Source organism: uncultured Cedecea sp., from assembly GCF_947498825.1.
Lineage (GTDB): Bacteria > Pseudomonadota > Gammaproteobacteria > Enterobacterales > Enterobacteriaceae > JGM124.
Genome location: NZ_CANMLV010000017.1, coordinates 11,974 through 30,530 on the forward strand (window position 1 = coordinate 11,974; position 18,557 = coordinate 30,530).

Here is an 18,557-nt window from a genome sequence, read left to right on the forward strand (position 1 = left end):
CTGTTTTAGTCAAACTCCAGTTCCACCTGCTCCGAACCTATCAGGGTCCGCAGATCGTTTAACAAACGATCGTTAGGAGAAACACGCCAGGTTGCGCCAAAACGCAACCGAGTTCGTGCATCCGACCTCTGATAGTAGAGATGTACCGGAATTGTCCCCGAACGATGGGGTTCCAGAGACTGACGGAGACGGTTTAAAAGCTGGTCATCAATTTGCCTGTCCGTCAGCGAGATAGCAAGTCCGCGCGCATATTTTTCACGCGCTTCATCGATATCCATCAGCTCTCGGGCCATCATTTTAAGCCCTCCGCTGAAGTCATCGAAGCTGACCTGTCCGCTAACGATCAGGATACGGTCTTTTTCCAGCAAATGCTGGTACTTTTCTAGCGCATCTGTAAATAACATCACTTCCAGACGACCCGAACGGTCATCCAGAGTACAGATACCGATACGATTGCCTCGCTTAGTGACCATAACCCGCGAAGCAATCACCAATCCGGCAGCCGTAGCCACTTTACCACGATCTGTCGGATGCATCTCTTTTAAGCGCACGCCACCGACGTAGCGCTCAATTTCTTTCAAGTACTGAGTGATAGGATGACCGGTCAGATACAGACCCAGGGTCTCACGTTCACCATCCAATACTCGTTGTTCAGGCCAGCTAACAACACTGGCATAGGATTTTTCAACCTGTTCAGGCTCTTCAGCCAGCACCCCAAACATATCAGCCTGACCAATCGCTTCTGCTTTCGCGTGCTGATCGGCCGCTTTCAGGGCATCGCCCAGCGCATTCATTAATGCGGCACGATGCGGACCTAATCGGTCAAAAGCACCGGACATAACCAGTTTTTCGAGTACTCGCCGGTTCAGTTTTTTAGTATCAGTTCTGGCGCAGAGATCAAATAACTCGCGGAAATATCCACCTTCGTTTCTGGCTTCAATAATCGCTTCGATAGGACCTTCACCCACACCTTTAATCGCACCAATGCCGTAGACGATTTCATCATCATCATTGACATGGAAGTGATACAGCCCGGAGTTAATATCCGGTGGCAGTATCTTCAGCCCCATACGCCAGCATTCATCGACCAACCCGACAATTTTATCAGTATTGTCCATATCAGCCGTCATTACCGCAGCCATAAACTCAGCCGGATAGTGCGCTTTCAGCCACAGGGTCTGATAAGAAACCAGTGCATAGGCTGCTGAGTGCGATTTGTTAAATCCATAGCCAGCAAATTTTTCCACCAGATCAAAGATATGCATGGCCAACTCGCCATCCACACCATTATTTTTGGCCCCATCTTCAAAACTCGAGCGCTGTTTCGCCATTTCCTCGGGTTTCTTTTTACCCATGGCCCGGCGCAGCATATCAGCCCCACCCAGAGTATAACCTGACAGCACCTGGGCTATCTGCATTACCTGTTCTTGATAGAGTATAATGCCATACGTCGGCTCCAGTACCGGCTTCAGGCTTTCATGCTGCCACTGAATATCAGGATAGGAAATCGCTTCACGTCCGTGCTTACGGTCAATAAAGTTATCCACCATACCCGACTGTAATGGACCAGGACGGAACAATGCTACCAAGGCTATCATATCTTCAAAACAGTCTGGCTGTAGACGTTTGATCAAATCTTTCATGCCGCGAGATTCAAGCTGGAAAACAGCTGTCGTCTCTGAACGCTGTAGCATATCGAAGCTTTTTTTGTCGAACAACGGGATCGCCGCAATATCTAATGGCTCTTCACCCTTCTTCTTACGCTTGGCATTGATCATTTCCAATGCCCAGTTGATGATAGTGAGCGTACGCAGACCCAGGAAGTCAAATTTAACTAAGCCCGCGTACTCCACATCATTCTTATCAAATTGAGTAACCGGATGCTGCCCCTGCTCGTCACAATATAAGGGAGCAAAGTCAGTAATTTTAGTCGGTGCTATAACAACCCCACCGGCATGTTTACCGGCATTTCGCGTCACGCCTTCAAGCTTACGCGCCATATCGATCAGCGCTTTGACTTCCTCATCTGCTTCGTAGATCTCGGGCAGTTGTGGTTCGGCTTCAAAGGCCTTCGCCAGCGTCATGCCCGGATCCGGCGGGATCAGTTTTGAGATCCGGTCGACAAACCCGTAGGGGTGCCCTAATACACGCCCAACGTCGCGAATAACCGCCTTGGCAGCCATAGTACCAAAGGTGATTATCTGAGATACCGCTTCGCGCCCGTACATTTCTGCCACGTGGTCGATAACCAAATCGCGTTTTTCCATACAGAAATCGATGTCAAAGTCAGGCATCGATACGCGTTCTGGATTAAGAAAACGTTCAAACAGGAGATCAAATTCAAGCGGGTCGAGATCGGTAATACTTAATGCATAAGCGACCAGTGAACCGGCACCAGAACCACGCCCTGGTCCTACAGGAACCCCGTTATCCTTAGACCACTGAATAAACTCCATGACTATCAGAAAGTAGCCCGGGAAGCCCATCTGGTTAATCACCTTGAGTTCAATATCCAGGCGCTCATCATATTCGCCGCGTTTCTCAGCGCGAACCTCAGGGTCCGGGAATAAGAACTCAAGACGTGCTTCCAGACCTTCCTTAGATTTCAGTACCAAGAAGTCTTCGGTGGTCATCTCTCCGGTCGGGAACTGAGGCAAGAAGTATTCACCAAGCCGGACAGTGGTATTACAACGTTTGGCTATTTCAACGGTATTGTCCAGCGCTTCCGGAATATCTGAGAAAAGCTCACACATTTCCTCTTCACTACGCATATATTGCTGTGAACTATAGTTGCGCGGACGTTTAGGATCATCAAGCGTGAAGCCATCATGAATCGCAACGCGAATTTCATGGGCATCAAAATCTTCGGCATTAATGAAGCGAACATCATTGGTCGCCACAACGGGTAAATCGTGAGTCTGCGCGAAGGCAACCGCTTCATGGATATAGCGCTCTTCGTCCGGTCGACCCGTACGAATTAATTCCAGATAAAAACGATCGGCAAAATAGTGCTGATAGAATTCCAGGCACTGCTCTGCCAAAGTCTGATTACCGCGCAATAGCATTTTACCAATATCGCCCAGTCGACCACCGGAGAGCAGAATCAGACCTTCGTTAAGTTCCGCCAGCCATTCGTTGTCAATATAAGGACCCGCAGCACCGTAGCCACGCTGATAAGCACGGGATATCAACAAAGTCAGGTTGTGATAACCCGTATTATTCGCGGCCAGCACCGTCAAATGGCTAAATTCATCACCCAGCAGAGGATTGGCAACATTAAAATCAGCGCCGATAATCGGCTTCATTCCAGCCCCATGCGCCGAGCCATAAAATTTCACCAAACCACACAGGTTGGTGAAATCCGTAATTGCCAGCGCAGGCAGATTTAATGCCGCATTTTTTTTGACCAATGGCCCGACTTTCGCCAGGCCATCAATCATAGAATAATCACTGTGCACCCGAAGGTGAATGAAACGAGGTTCAGCCATCTTTCATCCATTAATTCTGCTCTGGTTCCCGTCGTTCAGGAGAGCAGCCCAAGTGAGCGTTTGACAGGAGCAAAGCTACGGCGATGATGCTCAGTTGCACCATGTTCAGCCAGCCTCTCCAAGTGAAGAGCGGTTGGATACCCTTTGTGTTGGGCAAAACCATATTGCGGGAAACGCGTATCCAGTTCAACCATCTCGCGATCGCGGGTCACTTTAGCCAGTATTGATGCCGCGCTGATCTCAGCGACCCGGCTATCACCTTTGACCACAGCCATTGAGGGCACAGGCAATGACGGGCAGCGATTTCCGTCAATAAGAACATATTCCGGTACAACACTCAGCCCGGCAACAGCACGTTGCATTGCCAGCATGGTGGCGTGCAGAATATTAAGCTGGTCAATCTCTTGCGGCTCTGCCCTTCCAAGATTCCAGCTTAACGCTTTTTCGACTATTTCGTCGAACAGTGCAAGGCGACGTTTTTCCGAGAGTGCTTTTGAGTCAGCAAGCCCTTTAATCGGTCTTGCTGGGTCAAGAATAACGGCGGCCGTTACCACAGCCCCGACCAGAGGCCCACGGCCGACTTCATCGACGCCAGCAACCAAATGTGAATGCGGATAGATAAACTCAATCATTGCGCCAACTCCAGTACTGCCGCTGCTGCTTGCTCATCGGCATTACAACGAATCAGCTGATGCAAACGAAGAAACTCTTCATGCATTTGATGACTTTCAGCACTCTCTTCAAGCAAAGGCATCAAAGCCGTTGCCAGAGCTATGGGCTCGCATTCGTCTTGCAATAATTCGGTAACCAGTCCCTTTCCTGCCAGTAAATTAGGCAGTGAAACATAGTCCGTTTTAACCAAGCGTTTTGCCAGCCAGAAAGTGAAAGGTTTCATGCGATAGCCCACAACCATCGGACATTTTGCTAACATACATTCCAGAGCCGCAGTACCTGAAGCCAGTAAAGCCGCATCGCTGGCAATCATCACTTCACGTGCCTTGCCATCCAACAGATGAACGTCAAGTTCCGGGGCAATCTCAGCTTTAATTCTTTCGAACTGTTCCCGCCGTTTGGTGTTCACCAGCGGCACCAAAACCTGAAGTGCTGGCCAGCGTTTACGCAATAACTGAGCCGTACGCAGAAAGTCTGCGCTGAGCATCTCAACTTCAGCGTTGCGACTTCCAGGTAACAACGCAAGACATTTTGCCTGTGGATCGATACCCAGTGCATGTCTGGCGGCCTGTTTATCCGGCGACAATGGGATAGCATCTGCCATCGTGTGGCCGATAAACCGGCAAGGAACATTAAATTTATCGTAAAACGCTTTTTCAAAAGGTAAGAAGGCCAGCACCAAATCGGTTGCTTTGCCAATTTTGAAAACCCGTTTTTGTCGCCAAGCCCATACCGAGGGACTCACGTAGTGGATAGTTTTGATACCGCGCGCTTTGAGATTACCTTCAAGCGTGATATTAAAGTCAGGCGCATCGATCCCAACAAAAACATCTGGCTGTAATGCGGTAAACCGTTTGGTCAAATCGGCACGAATATGCAGCAGACGACGCAGGCGAGAAAATACCTCAACAATGCCCATCACCGCCAGCTCTTCCATTTCATACCAGGCTTCGCAGCCTTCGGCCTGCATCAAGGGACCCGCGACGCCAACAAAACGTGCATCCGGAACTTGCGCTTTTATTGCACGAATCAGCCCGGCCCCAAGAATATCGCCGGAGGTTTCTCCGGCGACCAGGGCAATAGTAAGGGGACGCCCAGCCTTCATTTAGCGAATAACGCCACGCGTTGAACGCGCAAAGAATTCAATAAAGGCATTCACCTCTGGGTGTTGCTCTGCAATTTCAGCAATTTCCGGCTTAGCTTCTTCCAGTGTTTTACCGCTACGGTAAAGCGCTTTGTAAGCATGACGGATGGCGTTAATCGCCTCTTTACTGAAACCACGACGCTTCAACCCTTCAATGTTCACTCCAAAGGGCGTAGCATGGTTACCCTGAGCGATAACATAAGGTGGTACGTCCTGGGCCACACCCGAACAGCCACCGACCATGACATGCGCACCAATAATACAGAATTGATGTACTGCGGTCATACCACCAATGATGGCGAAATCATCGACAGAAACATGTCCCGCAAGGGTGGCATTATTCGCAAGGATACAGCGATTCCCAACCGTACAATCATGCGCAACGTGTGCGTTGATCATCAGCAGATTATCGCTACCTACCTTCGTTAATCCCCCCCCCTGAGTCGTACCACGATGAATCGTCACGCTTTCACGAATACGGTTACGGTCACCAATTTCAACACGCGTAGGCTCACCCGCGTATTTCAGATCCTGGTTAACTTCACCGATAGAGGTGAACTGGTAAATCTCATTATCGCGGCCAATTTTAGTATGGCCGTTGATAACCACATGAGATTTCAGTACTGACCCTTCACCAATTTCGACATCAGAACCGACAATGCAAAATGGACCAATGTGAACATTAGCACCAATAATGGCACCTTCTTCAACAATGGCGGATGGATGTATAAAGGCAGATTTATCAATCACGAATTAAGTCTCCCGGCTACGAGCACACATCATAGTTGCTTCACAGACAATTTTACCGTCTACTGTTGCAACACCTTTGAAACGCGTCAAACCACGACGGGTTTTCTCAAAGGTCACTTCCATAATCATTTGGTCACCAGGCACAACCGGACGTTTAAAACGCGCATCATTGATACCCGCGAAGTAGTACAGCTCGCCTGGTTCCAGTTTACCTACGCTTTTAAATGCAAGAATACCGGTGGCCTGCGCCATGGCTTCTAAAATCAGTACGCCCGGGAAAATCGGTTTACCCGGAAAATGCCCCTGGAAAAAGGGTTCATTAACAGAAACATTTTTTACTGCCCGCAGAAAATGGCCTTCTTCAAACTCCAAAACACGATCCACCAGTAGGAACGGGTAACGGTGCGGGAGTAACTCTAAAATCTCTTCAATATGCAGAGTATGAGTGTCAGTTGTCAAAATACTCTTCCTGTCTAAATATGCTAAATGGCAGTAATAACGCGGCCTGCGACTATACAGAGAAAGCCGCAGGCCGCAAATCAATTGACGCTATATCCTGAACGTTAACCTTACGAGCTAACGCCGGTATACACGGCAAAACTGGTGCTCAATCTTGTTGATTGACCTTACGTTCGATGGCTTTTAAGCGTTTGCTTATGTCATCAATATTCATCACCAATGCCGCGGTTTTACGCCACACTTTATTGGGTTGCAATGGAATGCCAGAAGAGTATACACCAGGTTCGGTAATTGGGCGCATAACCATTCCCATACCGGTGATATTCACCTTGTCACAGATTTCCATATGACCATTAATCACACTGGCGCCACCTATCATGCAGTAGCGGCCAATTTTCAGGCTACCGGCCATAATAACACCGCCTGCAACCGCCGTATTGTCACCAATCACAACGTTGTGGGCTATCTGGCACTGGTTATCAATAATAACACCATTACCAATTATCGTGTCATCCAGTGCACCGCGATCGATGGTGGTACAAGCACCGATTTCAACCTTATTGCCGATAATAACCCTACCCAGTTGCGGTATCTTGATCCAATTGCCGCGGTCATTAGCATAGCCAAAACCATCAGCACCGATTACCGTTCCGGACTGAACCAGACAATCTGAACCGATTTCAATCTCATGATAAATTGAGACGTTAGCCCATAAACGACTGCCAGAACCAATTTTCGTCTTTTTACCGATAAAACAACCCGCCCCAATCACGACATTATCACCCAGTTCTACACCTGATTCGATAACGGCATTGGCACCAATTGAGACGTTTTTACCAAGCACTGCACTGGCATCAATCACCGCACTGGGTGCGATATTACTGGCCGGTTGAGGCGTGGTATCAAGAATTTGAGCCATTCGTGCATAAGTAAGATAAGGATTCTTAACAACTAATGCAGCGCTTTTGGCATAAGGCAGGTCTGCTTCGCTCATCACAACAACAGAAGCCTGACAAGTTGCCAGCTGCTCACGGTAACGTGGATTAACAATAAACGTTACCTGGCCGGCTTGGGCCGTTTGCATAGATGCGACGCCGGTGATGACGATATCGCCATCACCGTGCAATTCCGCATCCAACTGCTGAGCTAAATCAGCCAGTCGAATCGAAACCATGGCTTATTTAACCTGTTTCAGTACGTCTGATGTAATATCTGTTACGTTTTTACCAGTATAAGCGACAGTACTGGAGTCCAGTACCACATCATAACGCTTGTCGTCTGCGACTTTCTTCACTGCGGCCTGGATACGCGTGACCAGTTTTCCACGTTCTTCGTTAGAACGACGGTTACGGTCTTGCTCAAACGCCTGGGCTTTGCTGGCGAAAGTTTCACGCTCAGTCATCACCTGTTTTTCCAGTTTAGTACGCTCTGCGGCTTTCATGGTAGAACCATCGCGTTGCAGACGTTGCATCTTAGTTTGCAGATTGGTTTCCAAACTTTGCAGTTCAGATGCACGACCTTTAAACTCATTTTCCAGTGTACTGGAAACACCTGAGTTCTGTGCAACCTGCTGGAATAAACTTCCCATATTAACGACTGCAATGTCAGAAGCTGCCTGAACGCTGGCAGAAGTAACTAAAGCAATTCCAAGACCTGCGGCAACTAACCACTTTTTCAAAATGAACTCCTTACCATACCAATTTGTGTCCGAAAACACGTCTTTTTTGATTCCCCGCCAGCCTTAAGGCTGGTGGGTTCACTCTGTTACTGCATGTCACATTCCAGGTTGCACTAATACAAATTACCAAGTTTTACCAATGTTAAATTGGAACTGTTCAGACTTATCACCTTCATAAGTTTTTACAGGCTTAGCATAAGAGAAGACCAATGGTCCCAGCGGTGACATCCACTGTAAGGCAATACCAGCGGACATACGAATATCACTTGGTTTACCATAATCCGGTAAGCCTGCAATGTTATCCCAATTGGTATCCCAGACTGTACCGGCATCCATAAACAAGGAAGTACGTACAGAGTTGGCATACTGCTCACTCAGGAATGGCGTTGGTGTAATAAGTTCGAGACTTGCCACACCCATAGCATTACCACCTACGGCATCATTGGAACGACAATACTGACTGCCAATATCAGTAGTCTCACAGTTACGCTGATTCGGTCCATAATAAACGGCCTTAGGACCGATGTTATTAGACTGGAAACCACGTACAGTACTGGAACCACCGGCATAGAAGTTTTCATAGAACGGCATCTCTTTGCCGCCTAAACCGTCACCGTAACCCCAACGTGTTCTGCCCAGTACCACCCAGGTTCTGTCCTGGTTAATAGGGAAGTAACTTGCAGTATCCAGCGTGACTTTATAAAACTCATTTTCGGAACCAGGGATGGTCACTTTACCATTCAGATTGACGCGAGAGCCTTCAGTTGGGAAGAATCCGCGGTCAAGATTGTTGTAGGTCCAGCCATAGTTCAGCGTGAAGTCATCCGCAGAGAAGCCATTTGATTTGACATCACGGGAAGGATTTTCACCCATCGAGTCCAGATAACGCCACATAGCAACTTGCGGTTGCATGTTCGACAATGAGTTATGAACATAGCCTAACCCCAGACGCAACGTATTGTATTCGTTGACAGGGAAACCGAGGGTGCTGTCCAGACCATAACTTTTGTTCGTATAGTCAGAGAGGTCAGCATCATTGGCTTTAAAATCATTGTAGAAAAGACGTCCGCCAAGGCTGACACCATCGACAGTGAAATACGGGTCAGTTACGGACAATTCCGCATAGGTCTGATAGTCGTTTTTAGTTCCATTGATGCCAACAGCATAACCTGTACCTAACCAGTTATCCTGCTGAACACCCACCTGGAAGCTGACACCACTTTCCGTACCATAGCCGATACCAAAGTTTAAGCTACCGGTATTTCGCTCTTTCACTTTATAGATAACATCTACTTGGTCGGGGATACCTGAAACACGCTGAGTATCGACATCAACTGTTTCAAAATAACCCAGACGGTTCAGACGCTCTTTACCGGCATCAACTAAGTCGCTACCAAGCCAGGCACCTTCCATCTGACGCATTTCGCGACGCAGAACGACATCTTTACTGGTATCGTTACCTTCAAAGCGGATCTTACGTACGTAGAAACGATTTCCGGCATCAACACTGACGTGCAGTTTTACCGTTTTATCAACGTCATTGATTTCAGGCTGAGTCTGTACTCGCGGATAAGCATACCCATAACGGCCTAGCAGCTTTTTAATGCTGTCTTCCATCTGGGTGACTTTGGCTCCGCTATATAATTCTTCAGGCTTGAATACCGTCAGACCTTCGATTTCAGCCGAATATCCAGCCAGATTGCCTCTCACATCAACACCATTAAGCTTGTATTTCTCGCCTTCAGTGATGTTAATAGTGACATAAATACTTTTTTTGTCTGGCGTCAGGCTAACCTGCGTGGAGTCAATATTGAAACGCGCATAACCGCGATCAAGATAGTAACTGCGCAGCGTTTCAAGGTCTCCGGCCAGTTTTTGTTTCTGATATTTACGATCAGCAACAACGTTCCACCAAGGCACTTCATCCCTTAACTGGAACTGAGAGATAAGCTCTTCAGTGGTAAAGACTTTATTACCGACGATGTTAATCTGCTGAATTTTCGCAGAAACGCCTTCCTGGAATACCAGTTTTAAGTCAACGCGATTTCTTGGCAATGGTGTGACTACCGCTTTCACGCTAGCACTGTATTTACCTACGCTGTAGTAGAAATCTTCAAGTCCCTTTTCGATATCAGCAATCGTAGTACGATCCAGAGACTCACCCACGCGAACCCCTGAAGCTTCAAGGTTTTGCTTGAGCATGTCATCTTTCACCGACTTATTGCCAGAGAAAGTGATGTTCGCAATAGTTGGGCGTTCTTTAACCTGAACCAGAAGTGTATCACCATCGCGTAATACTCTTACGTCTTCGAAGTTGCCAGTGGCAAACAACGAACGAATAGTATTACTGATGTCCTCGTCAGAGATGTTATCCCCAACGCGAACAGGCATGCTAAGGAGGGCCGCACCAACGGCAACTCGTTGCAGGCCTTCGAAATGAATGTCCTTCACTACGAACCCGTCTGCACCGTATACGGTGGCGCTGCTAAACAGCAGCGACGCTATGAGCAACTTTTTCATCGCCATCGTTGTTACGCGTTATTCCTAACCTATTCTCTATAAACGAGAGAAATCATTGAAAAGTGCAAGCCCCATTAATAACACCAGCAAAACAGAGCCAATGCGATAACTAACATCTTGAACTCGCTCAGAAACCGGTGCGCCTTTTAGTTTCTCAATTGCTAAAAACAGCAGATGTCCGCCGTCCAGAACAGGAAGAGGGAACAGGTTAATTATACCCAAGTTAATGCTAATGAGAGCCAAGAACATGAGGTAGTAAATCACACCGTATTCCGCTGACATCCCTGCGCCCTGGGCAATTGAGATTGGCCCACTGAGATTATTCAGCTTTACATCACCGGTTATTAATTTTCCCAGCATGTTGACCGTGAGCTTCATCAGTTGCCAGGTTTTATCCGTAGCTTCTGCGACTGCAACAAACGGTCCGTACTGTTTTACTGTTTTGTACTCTTCAGGTAACGGGATGACTTCTGGTACTACTCCCGCAAATCCTTCTAACTTCGTTTTGCCCTGTTTACTATCGGGGGTAAGCGTTAGCTCACGGGGCTCCCCTTTACGATCGACCTCGACCATTAGTGGCTGACCTGGATTATCACGAACCTGATAAACAAAATCCATCCACTGTGTCACTGGCTGACCATTGACTTTAACGATCCTGTCGCCCGCTTGCAAACCTGCTTTATCAGCAGCTGACTGAGGCTGTACTTCTTGCAATACTGTTTTGACTTCGGCTCCCTTGGGTCTGAAACCTAATGAGGTGATAGCGTCCTCTTTATCAGGTTCAAACTGCCAGTGGCTCAAATCAAGTGTCGTCTCTCGCGTTTGAGCGGTACCGAATGGAGCGTAAGCAACACGCACGCTGTCATCACCGATTTTAGAAAAAAGTGCTAAGCGCACTGAATCCCAATCAGGCGTTTCGATGCCATCTATCGCTTTAAGTTCCATTCCAGATGTAATTTGTGTTTCAGCAACGATAGAATTAGGGATAATTTCTCCCACAACCGGACGTAAACTCGGTACACCGATAATGAATACCAGCCAGTAGGCAAAAATCGCAAAGATGAAGTTGGCAAGCGGTCCGGCAGCAATAATGGCGGCGCGTTGTGATACCGTTTTGTTATTGAATGCGTAATGGCGCATTTCTGGTGAGACCGTTTCAACACGCTCATCGAGCATTTTGACGTATCCACCCAAGGGGATAATTGCGAGGACAAATTCAGTGCCATGGCGATCGGTACGACGCCAGAACGCTTTTCCGAAACCAATGGAAAAGCGTTCAACCCGTACTCCACAGCGCCGGGCAACCCAAAAGTGGCCAAACTCATGCACGGTAATCAAAACACCCAGAGCAATGATAAATGCAGCCAAATTCCAGAGCAAGCTCAGCATAGAATATTCCATTAGATAGTGCTAAAAACCAGCAGCATCAGGCAGCTAAAGACCGGTATTGCAGCCGTTAAACTGTCAATTCGGTCAAGAATACCGCCATGTCCAGGTATAAGATGACTGCTATCTTTGATGCCCGCTTCACGCTTAAACATGCTTTCGGTTAAATCACCCAGTACCGAGGCTAACACAGCCACCACAGAGCAGATAAGCAAAATAGTTGGTGTCACGTCAAAATCAACCCAGCGACTAAACAGCAGCGAGATGATGGCTGATGTCACCAATCCACCGACGACCCCTTCCCAAGTTTTGCCAGGGGAAACTTTAGGCGCAAGTTTATGTTTACCGAACATCTTACCAAACATATAGGCGCCAGAATCGGCACCCCATACCAGGCACATCACATATAACAACCAGATGGCACCCGCATACTGTTCAGTTTCATAGTGCCAGCTACGTAACACCACCATGCCCCAGAAAAACGGCACAATAGTTAACAAGCCAAACACCAGACGCAATAACTTTGAATCACGCCAAAACGAGGCTGATACCGGATAAGATAATACCAGTAGCAACGCTATAATCCACCAGCCTAATGACGCCCATAGCGAAAATTCTATCGCTGGCAAATGTGCAGTCATTAGATTGGCTGACGATAGCAGTAACATCGCTCCCAGCAGAAGCCCACACAGTAGTGCAAGCCCGATACGCTGAAAACGGGTCACAAAACCGGCTAATTGCCCCCACTCCCAGGCTGCCAGAACACAAATAACGAGTGTCGCTATCGCAAATCCCATTGGTGGCAGTAAAAACAGTGCAGCTATCACGGCAGGGATCATGATAAATGCAGAAATCAGGCGATATTTCAGCAAAAGTGCCCCCCCGCTGACCTATTCACTATCCGGCATGGCGCCACCAAAGCGGCGCTCTCGATTTGCAAAAGCATTTAACGCACCTTCAAAGTCTTGTTCATCGAAATCAGGCCAAAGAACATCGGTAAAATAAAGTTCCGCATAGGCAATCTGCCAGATAAGAAAATTACTGATACGATGCTCTCCTCCTGTCCTAATCACTAAATCAACGGCAGGTTGTTCATTCATACAAATATGATTGCCCAGCAGTTGCTCATCAATATGATCCGGACGCAATTTTCCCTCTTGCACTTGTGAGGCAAGATACTTAACACCCTGAATGATATCCCAGCGACCACCGTAGTTTGCAGCAATATTCAGTGTCAGACCGGTATTATCATGAGTCAGCGCTTCCGCTTTTTTGATCCGGTCTTGTAAGCGACTGTTAAATCGGCTGGTATCACCGATAATGCGTAGACGCACATTATGACGATGCAAGCTTTTTACTTCACTGTCTAAAGCCCAGACAAAAAGTTCCATCAACGCAGAAACTTCTTGTGCCGGGCGATTCCAGTTTTCACTGCTAAAGGCATAAAGCGTGAGCGAATCGATACCGTTATTCGCTGCATAACTGACCGCACGACGAACAGACTTCGCTCCTGCTTTATGACCAAATACCCTCATTTTCCCTTGCAACTTTGCCCAGCGCCCGTTGCCATCCATAATAATGGCGACATGTCGGGCCCCGTGCGTCGATAAGGAACCGCTTGATTGTTCGTTGGAAGACAACATAACGCGTATTAATTCCCTGATAAAGACGAAGCGATAGTCAAAACACCAGAGCCAGCCATACAAAAAAGCCGTGTTGTGACACGGCTTTACGCTTAGCTGTCAGCCACATCTGCCAGTTAAGTGACGCAGACTATATCACCGAAGCACAAACTGAACAAATGGCGGCACCAGGCAATCGATAATTATCATCGACATGAGAAACGGATCACCTGTTTTTTTGCGACTTCACGCGCAAGCGCATCAATAGCCAGCACTTCCACGATACTCTCAGGTTCAGCTGAGCTGATAGCAGACAAAACTTCACTGTTCACCGCAGCAATATCAGTAAACCTGAGGCGATTTTCCAGGAAAGCGGCAACCGAAACCTCATTGGCAGCATTCAGCGCCGTCGTAGCGGCCTGACCGACCTCAAATGCATCTATCGCCAATTTCAGGCAGGGATAACGCTGGAAATCGGGTTCGCAGAATGTCAGTGCTCCGGTTTTACAGAAGTCCAGTGGAGGGACACCCGAAATGATACGATGCGGAAATGCCATTGCATGAGCAATAGGCGTTCGCATATCAGGCTCACCTAATTGCGCCACAACACTACCATCCAGATAACGTACCATGGAATGAATAACTGACTGTGGGTGAATCAGAACTTCCATTTGTGCAGCAGAAGCATTAAATAACCAGCGAGCCTCAATATACTCCAGGCCCTTATTCATCATAGTCGCTGAATCTACTGATATTTTTCGCCCCATCGACCAGTTTGGATGATGGCAGGCTTGCTCTGGCGTCATTGCTGACAAGCTTTCAATTGGTGTTTCACGGAAAGGCCCACCGGATCCAGTGAGAATAATCGAAGAAACGCCATGCTCGTGGAGTTCGGCTGCACCAAGTTGATTTTGTATCGTTTCAGGTAAACTCTGAAAAATGGCATTATGCTCACTATCAATAGGAAGCAAGCGTGTTTTACTGCGGGAAACTGCATCCATAAATAAGCGTCCGCAGGTGACCAGCGACTCTTTATTCGCCAGTAAGACCTCTTTTCCTGCATCAATCGCCGCAAGCGTAGGCAGTAACCCGGCAGCGCCAACAATCGCGGCCATCACTTGGTCAACCTCATCCATTGCGGCAACATCACAGGCTGCCTGCTCACCGGACAGAACCTCTGTTTTGCTCCCCTGCTCGGCTAACAAACGACGTACCTCGTTAGCGCTCGACTCACAGGCCATTACAGCGAAACGCGGCGAAAATGCAAGACACTGCTCGACCATTTTCGCTACGTTTTGCCCTGCCACAAGTGCAAACACGGCAAACTTATCAGAGTTATTCTGGATGACACTCAGGGTGCTGACCCCCACAGAGCCAGTAGAACCAAGAACAGTAATCTGTTTCATGAGAATACTCGGAATTGTAAATACACTATTTATGGGGCATAAGTTTGCGGCGACATTGGCGAATTGTCTATGCCTTTCACAAAACAAAACGCCGCCTGGCTTCCCCATAATGCATTCGGGGTCATCAGACGGCGTTATTTTCAGCGTTGCAGATTAGAACTGCATCAGTTCGGTTTCTTTATCAGCTAACGCGGCATCGACTTTCTTGATAGCAACATCAGTCATTTTTTGCACGTCATCCTGAGAACGACGATCGTCATCTTCGCTGATTTCTTTATCTTTCAGTAATACTTTAACTTTATCGTTCGCGTCACGACGCACGTTACGCACGGCAACACGAGCACCTTCAGCTTCACCGCGAACAATTTTGATAAGCTCTTTACGGCGCTCTTCAGTCAAGGCAGGAAGCGGAACACGAATATCGCTTCCTGCTGAACTTGGGTTCAGACCCAGATCAGAAGCCATAATTGCTTTCTCAACTGCCGCGCTCAAAGAACGGTCAAAAACGTTAATTTTGAGGGTACGGGAATCTTCTACAGTGACACTCGCCAGCTGACGCAGTGGCGTTGGCGTGCCGTAATAAGGCACAACAATTCCATCTAACAGACTTGGGGAGGCACGACCAGTACGGATTTTACTGATTTGATTTTTAAACGCTTCGACGCATTTTTCCATACGGACTTCAGCATCTTTTCTGATATCGCTTATCACGTTATGAATCCTTGAAAACTTGTTTAAGGCAGACCATGCTTATGAGCCGTCTTCGACGTGCGAGAAAGTATAGCCCCGTTATTCCATGGTGATGTTAAAGCAAAATGCTACTTTGAGCCTGCTCCAACAAACATTATTCAGTAATTAAAGTTCCTTCATTTTCGCCCATAACCACGCGACGCAACGCTCCCGGTTTGTTCATATTGAACACACGGATAGGCAATTTATGGTCACGAGCCAACGTAAAGGCTGCAAGATCCATGACTTTTAATTCTTTATCAAGAACTTCATTATACGTCAATTGCTCGTATAAAGTAGCGGTCGGATCTTTTACTGGATCGGCAGTAAACACGCCATCGACTTTGGTGGCTTTAAGCACCACATCGGCTTCAATTTCGATGCCGCGTAAACAGGCTGCTGAGTCGGTGGTAAAGAACGGATTACCGGTACCCGCTGAAAGGATAACTACGCGATTATTACGCAGCAAACTAATAGCTTCCGCCCAGCTATAGTTATCACACACGCCATTCAAAGGAATAGCTGACATCAGGCGGGCGTTCACATAGGCGCGATGTAACGAGTCACGCATAGCCAAACCATTCATTACAGTGGCCAGCATCCCCATGTGGTCGCCCACTACGCGATTCATGCCGGCTTTTGCCAGGCCTGCACCACGGAATAAATTTCCACCACCAATCACCACCCCAACCTGAATACCCAACTCTACCAGTTCTTTAATCTCTTGCGCCATACGATCAAGAATACTTGCATCGATCCCGAAGCCTTCTGAACCTTGCAGAGCTTCACCACTCAGTTTGAGTAGAATGCGTTTATAGACGGGTTTTGCATTGGTAGCCATGTTTCTTTCCTGAGAACAGTAAACGAACGGGGATGGTTAATTCAGACACTTTCAGCCAAATGTTACAATCATTGACTGAATTTAACGCTCAGATAAAAAGGAACCGCCAGTTGGCGGTTCTTTTTAAACCTTAAGACTGCTTGGACATTGCAGCAACTTCTGCTGCGAAGTCAGTCTCAACTTTCTCAATACCTTCACCCACTTCAAAGCGGATAAAGTTAGTCACATCAGCGTTGTGCTCTTTCAGCAGCTGGCCCACAGTTTTGCTTGGGTCCATAACGAAAGGCTGACCAGTCAGAGAAACTTCACCGGTGAATTTCTTCATACGGCCTTCAACCATTTTCTCTGCGATTTCTTTCGGCTTACCAGACTGCATCGCGATGTCCAGTTGTACCTGGTACTCTTTCTCAACGACTTCAGCAGACACGTCTTCTGGTTTAACGAATTCAGGCTTGCTTGCAGCAACGTGCATAGCCAGCTGTTTAACCAGCTCTTCGTCAGCACCGGTAGCTGCAATCAGAACACCAATACGTGCACCGTGCAGGTAGCTACCCAGAACATCGCCTTCCAGGGAAGCAACGCGGCGGATATTGATGTTTTCACCAATTTTTGCCACCAGAGCAACACGCTCTTCTTCAAATTGCTCTTTCAGCGCATCAACGTTAGTGATTTTGCCTGCAAGTGCAGTGTCCAGAACTTTGTTAGCGAAAGCCTGGAAACCAGCATCTTTAGCAACGAAGTCAGTCTGGCAGTTTACTTCCAGGATCAGACCATAGTTACCATCGATTTTGGTGATGATCACGCCGTCAGCAGCAACGTTACCTGCTTTTTTAGCGGCTTTGATAGCACCAGACTTACGCATGTTTTCGATTGCCAGCTCAATGTCGCCGTTAGCTTCGGTCAGCGATTTTTTGCAATCCATCATGCCAGCGCCAGTACGCTCACGCAGCTCTTTTACCAGGGATGCGGTAATTTCAGCCATTCTAAAATCCTCGGAGATGTCACTTGCCTGTCATAAAACAGACAAATTTAAAAGTGAAAAAGGGGCCATATAAAGGCCCCTAACCAAACTAGATACTACCTGGTTAAATAAGGGCTCTAACGAGCTGGCCTTATTATTCCGCTTCTGCGAAGCTTTCTTCAGCCTGGATAGCCAGGTCCTGAGAACGGCCTTCACGAACGGTAGTAGCTACAGCGCTCAGGTACAGAGTAACGGCACGGATAGCATCGTCGTTACCTGGGATTACGTAGTCAACGCCGTCTGGATCAGAGTTGGTATCAACGATAGCAAATACTGGGATACCCAGGTTGTTTGCTTCTTTGATAGCAATGTGTTCATGATCAGCGTCAACAACGAACAGTGCGTCTGGCAGACCGCCCATGTCCTTGATACCACCCAGGCTGTTTTCCAGTTTCTCAAGCTCACGAGTACGCATCAGCGCTTCTTTTTTAGTCAGCTTTTCGAAAGTACCGTCTTGAGACTGAGTTTCCAGATCTTTCAGACGCTTGATGGACTGACGAACGGTTTTCCAGTTAGTCAGCATACCGCCCAACCAGCGATGGTTTACAAAGAACTGGTCGCAGCTGTTAGCAGAATCTTTCACCGCTTCGCTTGCCGCGCGCTTAGTACCAACGAAAAGAATCTTGCCTTTACGAGAAGCGATCTTCTGCAACTCAGCCAGAGCTTCGTTGAACATTGGTACAGTTTTCTCAAGGTTGATGATGTGAACTTTGTTACGCGCGCCGAAGATGAAAGGCTTCATTTTCGGGTTCCAGTAACGGGTCTGGTGACCAAAGTGAACACCAGCCTTGAGCATGTCGCGCATGGAAACAGTAGCCATGTTTAAAACCTCTAATATAAA

The 18,557-nt window shown here is 47.6% G+C and carries 16 protein-coding genes; all 16 read right to left on the bottom strand.

The window, feature by feature from the left end; genetic code table 11:
- Window positions 1-5 precede the first annotated feature (5 nt).
- The 16 genes from dnaE to rpsB all read right to left on the bottom strand — a co-directional run bounded on the left by dnaE (window position 6) and on the right by rpsB (window position 18,536).
- Window positions 6-3,488 (bottom strand): DNA polymerase III subunit alpha, encoded by a 3,483-nt coding sequence (gene dnaE, locus Q1A40_RS16365; RefSeq protein WP_300002036.1) that lies wholly within the window; start codon window positions 3,486-3,488, stop codon window positions 6-8.
- Between the two features lie 35 nt (window positions 3,489-3,523).
- Window positions 3,524-4,120 carry a ribonuclease HII gene (gene rnhB / locus Q1A40_RS16370; protein WP_300002039.1) on the bottom strand — a complete coding sequence of 199 codons (597 nt, stop codon included), beginning with the start codon at window positions 4,118-4,120 and terminating at the stop codon, window positions 3,524-3,526.
- A complete protein-coding gene (lpxB, locus tag Q1A40_RS16375) occupies window positions 4,117-5,265 on the bottom strand; it encodes a lipid-A-disaccharide synthase (protein WP_300002042.1) in 1,149 nt (382 codons plus the stop codon). Before lpxB ends, rnhB begins: the two co-directional genes overlap by 4 nt.
- Window positions 5,266-6,054 (bottom strand): acyl-ACP--UDP-N-acetylglucosamine O-acyltransferase, encoded by a 789-nt coding sequence (gene lpxA / locus Q1A40_RS16380; protein WP_300002045.1) that lies wholly within the window; start codon window positions 6,052-6,054, stop codon window positions 5,266-5,268.
- 3 nt (window positions 6,055-6,057) lie between these two features.
- The gene (fabZ, locus tag Q1A40_RS16385; protein ID WP_300002048.1) at window positions 6,058-6,513 is read right to left on the bottom strand and encodes a 3-hydroxyacyl-ACP dehydratase FabZ; all 456 of its coding nucleotides are present in this window, start codon (window positions 6,511-6,513) and stop codon (window positions 6,058-6,060) included.
- Between the two features lie 148 nt (window positions 6,514-6,661).
- The gene (gene lpxD, locus Q1A40_RS16390) at window positions 6,662-7,687 is read right to left on the bottom strand and encodes a UDP-3-O-(3-hydroxymyristoyl)glucosamine N-acyltransferase (protein ID WP_300002051.1); all 1,026 of its coding nucleotides are present in this window, start codon (window positions 7,685-7,687) and stop codon (window positions 6,662-6,664) included.
- A gap of 3 nt (window positions 7,688-7,690) precedes the next feature.
- The gene (skp, locus tag Q1A40_RS16395) at window positions 7,691-8,191 is read right to left on the bottom strand and encodes a molecular chaperone Skp (RefSeq protein ID WP_300002054.1); all 501 of its coding nucleotides are present in this window, start codon (window positions 8,189-8,191) and stop codon (window positions 7,691-7,693) included.
- 123 nt (window positions 8,192-8,314) lie between these two features.
- A complete protein-coding gene (bamA, locus tag Q1A40_RS16400; RefSeq protein ID WP_300002057.1) occupies window positions 8,315-10,717 on the bottom strand; it encodes an outer membrane protein assembly factor BamA in 2,403 nt (800 codons plus the stop codon).
- 30 nt (window positions 10,718-10,747) lie between these two features.
- Entirely contained in the window at window positions 10,748-12,100 is a 1,353-nt protein-coding gene (gene rseP / locus Q1A40_RS16405) for a sigma E protease regulator RseP (protein ID WP_300002060.1), read from the bottom strand.
- A gap of 11 nt (window positions 12,101-12,111) precedes the next feature.
- Entirely contained in the window at window positions 12,112-12,969 is an 858-nt protein-coding gene (gene cdsA / locus Q1A40_RS16410) for a phosphatidate cytidylyltransferase (protein ID WP_300002062.1), read from the bottom strand.
- Between the two features lie 18 nt (window positions 12,970-12,987).
- A complete protein-coding gene (gene ispU / locus Q1A40_RS16415) occupies window positions 12,988-13,740 on the bottom strand; it encodes a (2E,6E)-farnesyl-diphosphate-specific ditrans,polycis-undecaprenyl-diphosphate synthase (RefSeq protein ID WP_300002066.1) in 753 nt (250 codons plus the stop codon).
- Between the two features lie 185 nt (window positions 13,741-13,925).
- Entirely contained in the window at window positions 13,926-15,125 is a 1,200-nt protein-coding gene (gene ispC, locus Q1A40_RS16420) for a 1-deoxy-D-xylulose-5-phosphate reductoisomerase (protein ID WP_300002069.1), read from the bottom strand.
- 153 nt (window positions 15,126-15,278) lie between these two features.
- Complete coding sequence (gene frr, locus Q1A40_RS16425) at window positions 15,279-15,836, bottom strand: ribosome recycling factor (protein ID WP_300002072.1); 558 nt, start codon at window positions 15,834-15,836, stop codon at window positions 15,279-15,281.
- A 133-nt stretch (window positions 15,837-15,969) separates the two neighbouring features.
- Window positions 15,970-16,695, bottom strand: a complete 726-nt coding sequence (pyrH, locus tag Q1A40_RS16430) for a UMP kinase (protein WP_300002075.1) — start codon at window positions 16,693-16,695, stop codon at window positions 15,970-15,972.
- Window positions 16,696-16,825: 130 nt separating this feature from the next.
- The gene (gene tsf / locus Q1A40_RS16435) at window positions 16,826-17,677 is read right to left on the bottom strand and encodes a translation elongation factor Ts (RefSeq protein WP_300002078.1); all 852 of its coding nucleotides are present in this window, start codon (window positions 17,675-17,677) and stop codon (window positions 16,826-16,828) included.
- A gap of 133 nt (window positions 17,678-17,810) precedes the next feature.
- Entirely contained in the window at window positions 17,811-18,536 is a 726-nt protein-coding gene (gene rpsB, locus Q1A40_RS16440) for a 30S ribosomal protein S2 (protein ID WP_300002080.1), read from the bottom strand.
- Window positions 18,537-18,557: the final 21 nt, after the last annotated feature.

Coding starts and splice junctions, on each gene's coding strand:
- bamA (WP_300002057.1), bottom strand. CDS start 10,717: ATGGCGATGAAAAAGTTGCTCATAGCGTCGCTGCTGTTTAGCAGCGCC.
- lpxB (WP_300002042.1), bottom strand. CDS start 5,265: ATGAAGGCTGGGCGTCCCCTTACTATTGCCCTGGTCGCCGGAGAAACC.
- rseP (WP_300002060.1), bottom strand. CDS start 12,100: ATGCTGAGCTTGCTCTGGAATTTGGCTGCATTTATCATTGCTCTGGGT.
- rnhB (WP_300002039.1), bottom strand. CDS start 4,120: ATGATTGAGTTTATCTATCCGCATTCACATTTGGTTGCTGGCGTCGAT.
- lpxD (WP_300002051.1), bottom strand. CDS start 7,687: ATGGTTTCGATTCGACTGGCTGATTTAGCTCAGCAGTTGGATGCGGAA.
- ispC (WP_300002069.1), bottom strand. CDS start 15,125: ATGAAACAGATTACTGTTCTTGGTTCTACTGGCTCTGTGGGGGTCAGC.
- ispU (WP_300002066.1), bottom strand. CDS start 13,740: ATGTTGTCTTCCAACGAACAATCAAGCGGTTCCTTATCGACGCACGGG.
- pyrH (WP_300002075.1), bottom strand. CDS start 16,695: ATGGCTACCAATGCAAAACCCGTCTATAAACGCATTCTACTCAAACTG.
- rpsB (WP_300002080.1), bottom strand. CDS start 18,536: ATGGCTACTGTTTCCATGCGCGACATGCTCAAGGCTGGTGTTCACTTT.
- tsf (WP_300002078.1), bottom strand. CDS start 17,677: ATGGCTGAAATTACCGCATCCCTGGTAAAAGAGCTGCGTGAGCGTACT.
- dnaE (WP_300002036.1), bottom strand. CDS start 3,488: ATGGCTGAACCTCGTTTCATTCACCTTCGGGTGCACAGTGATTATTCT.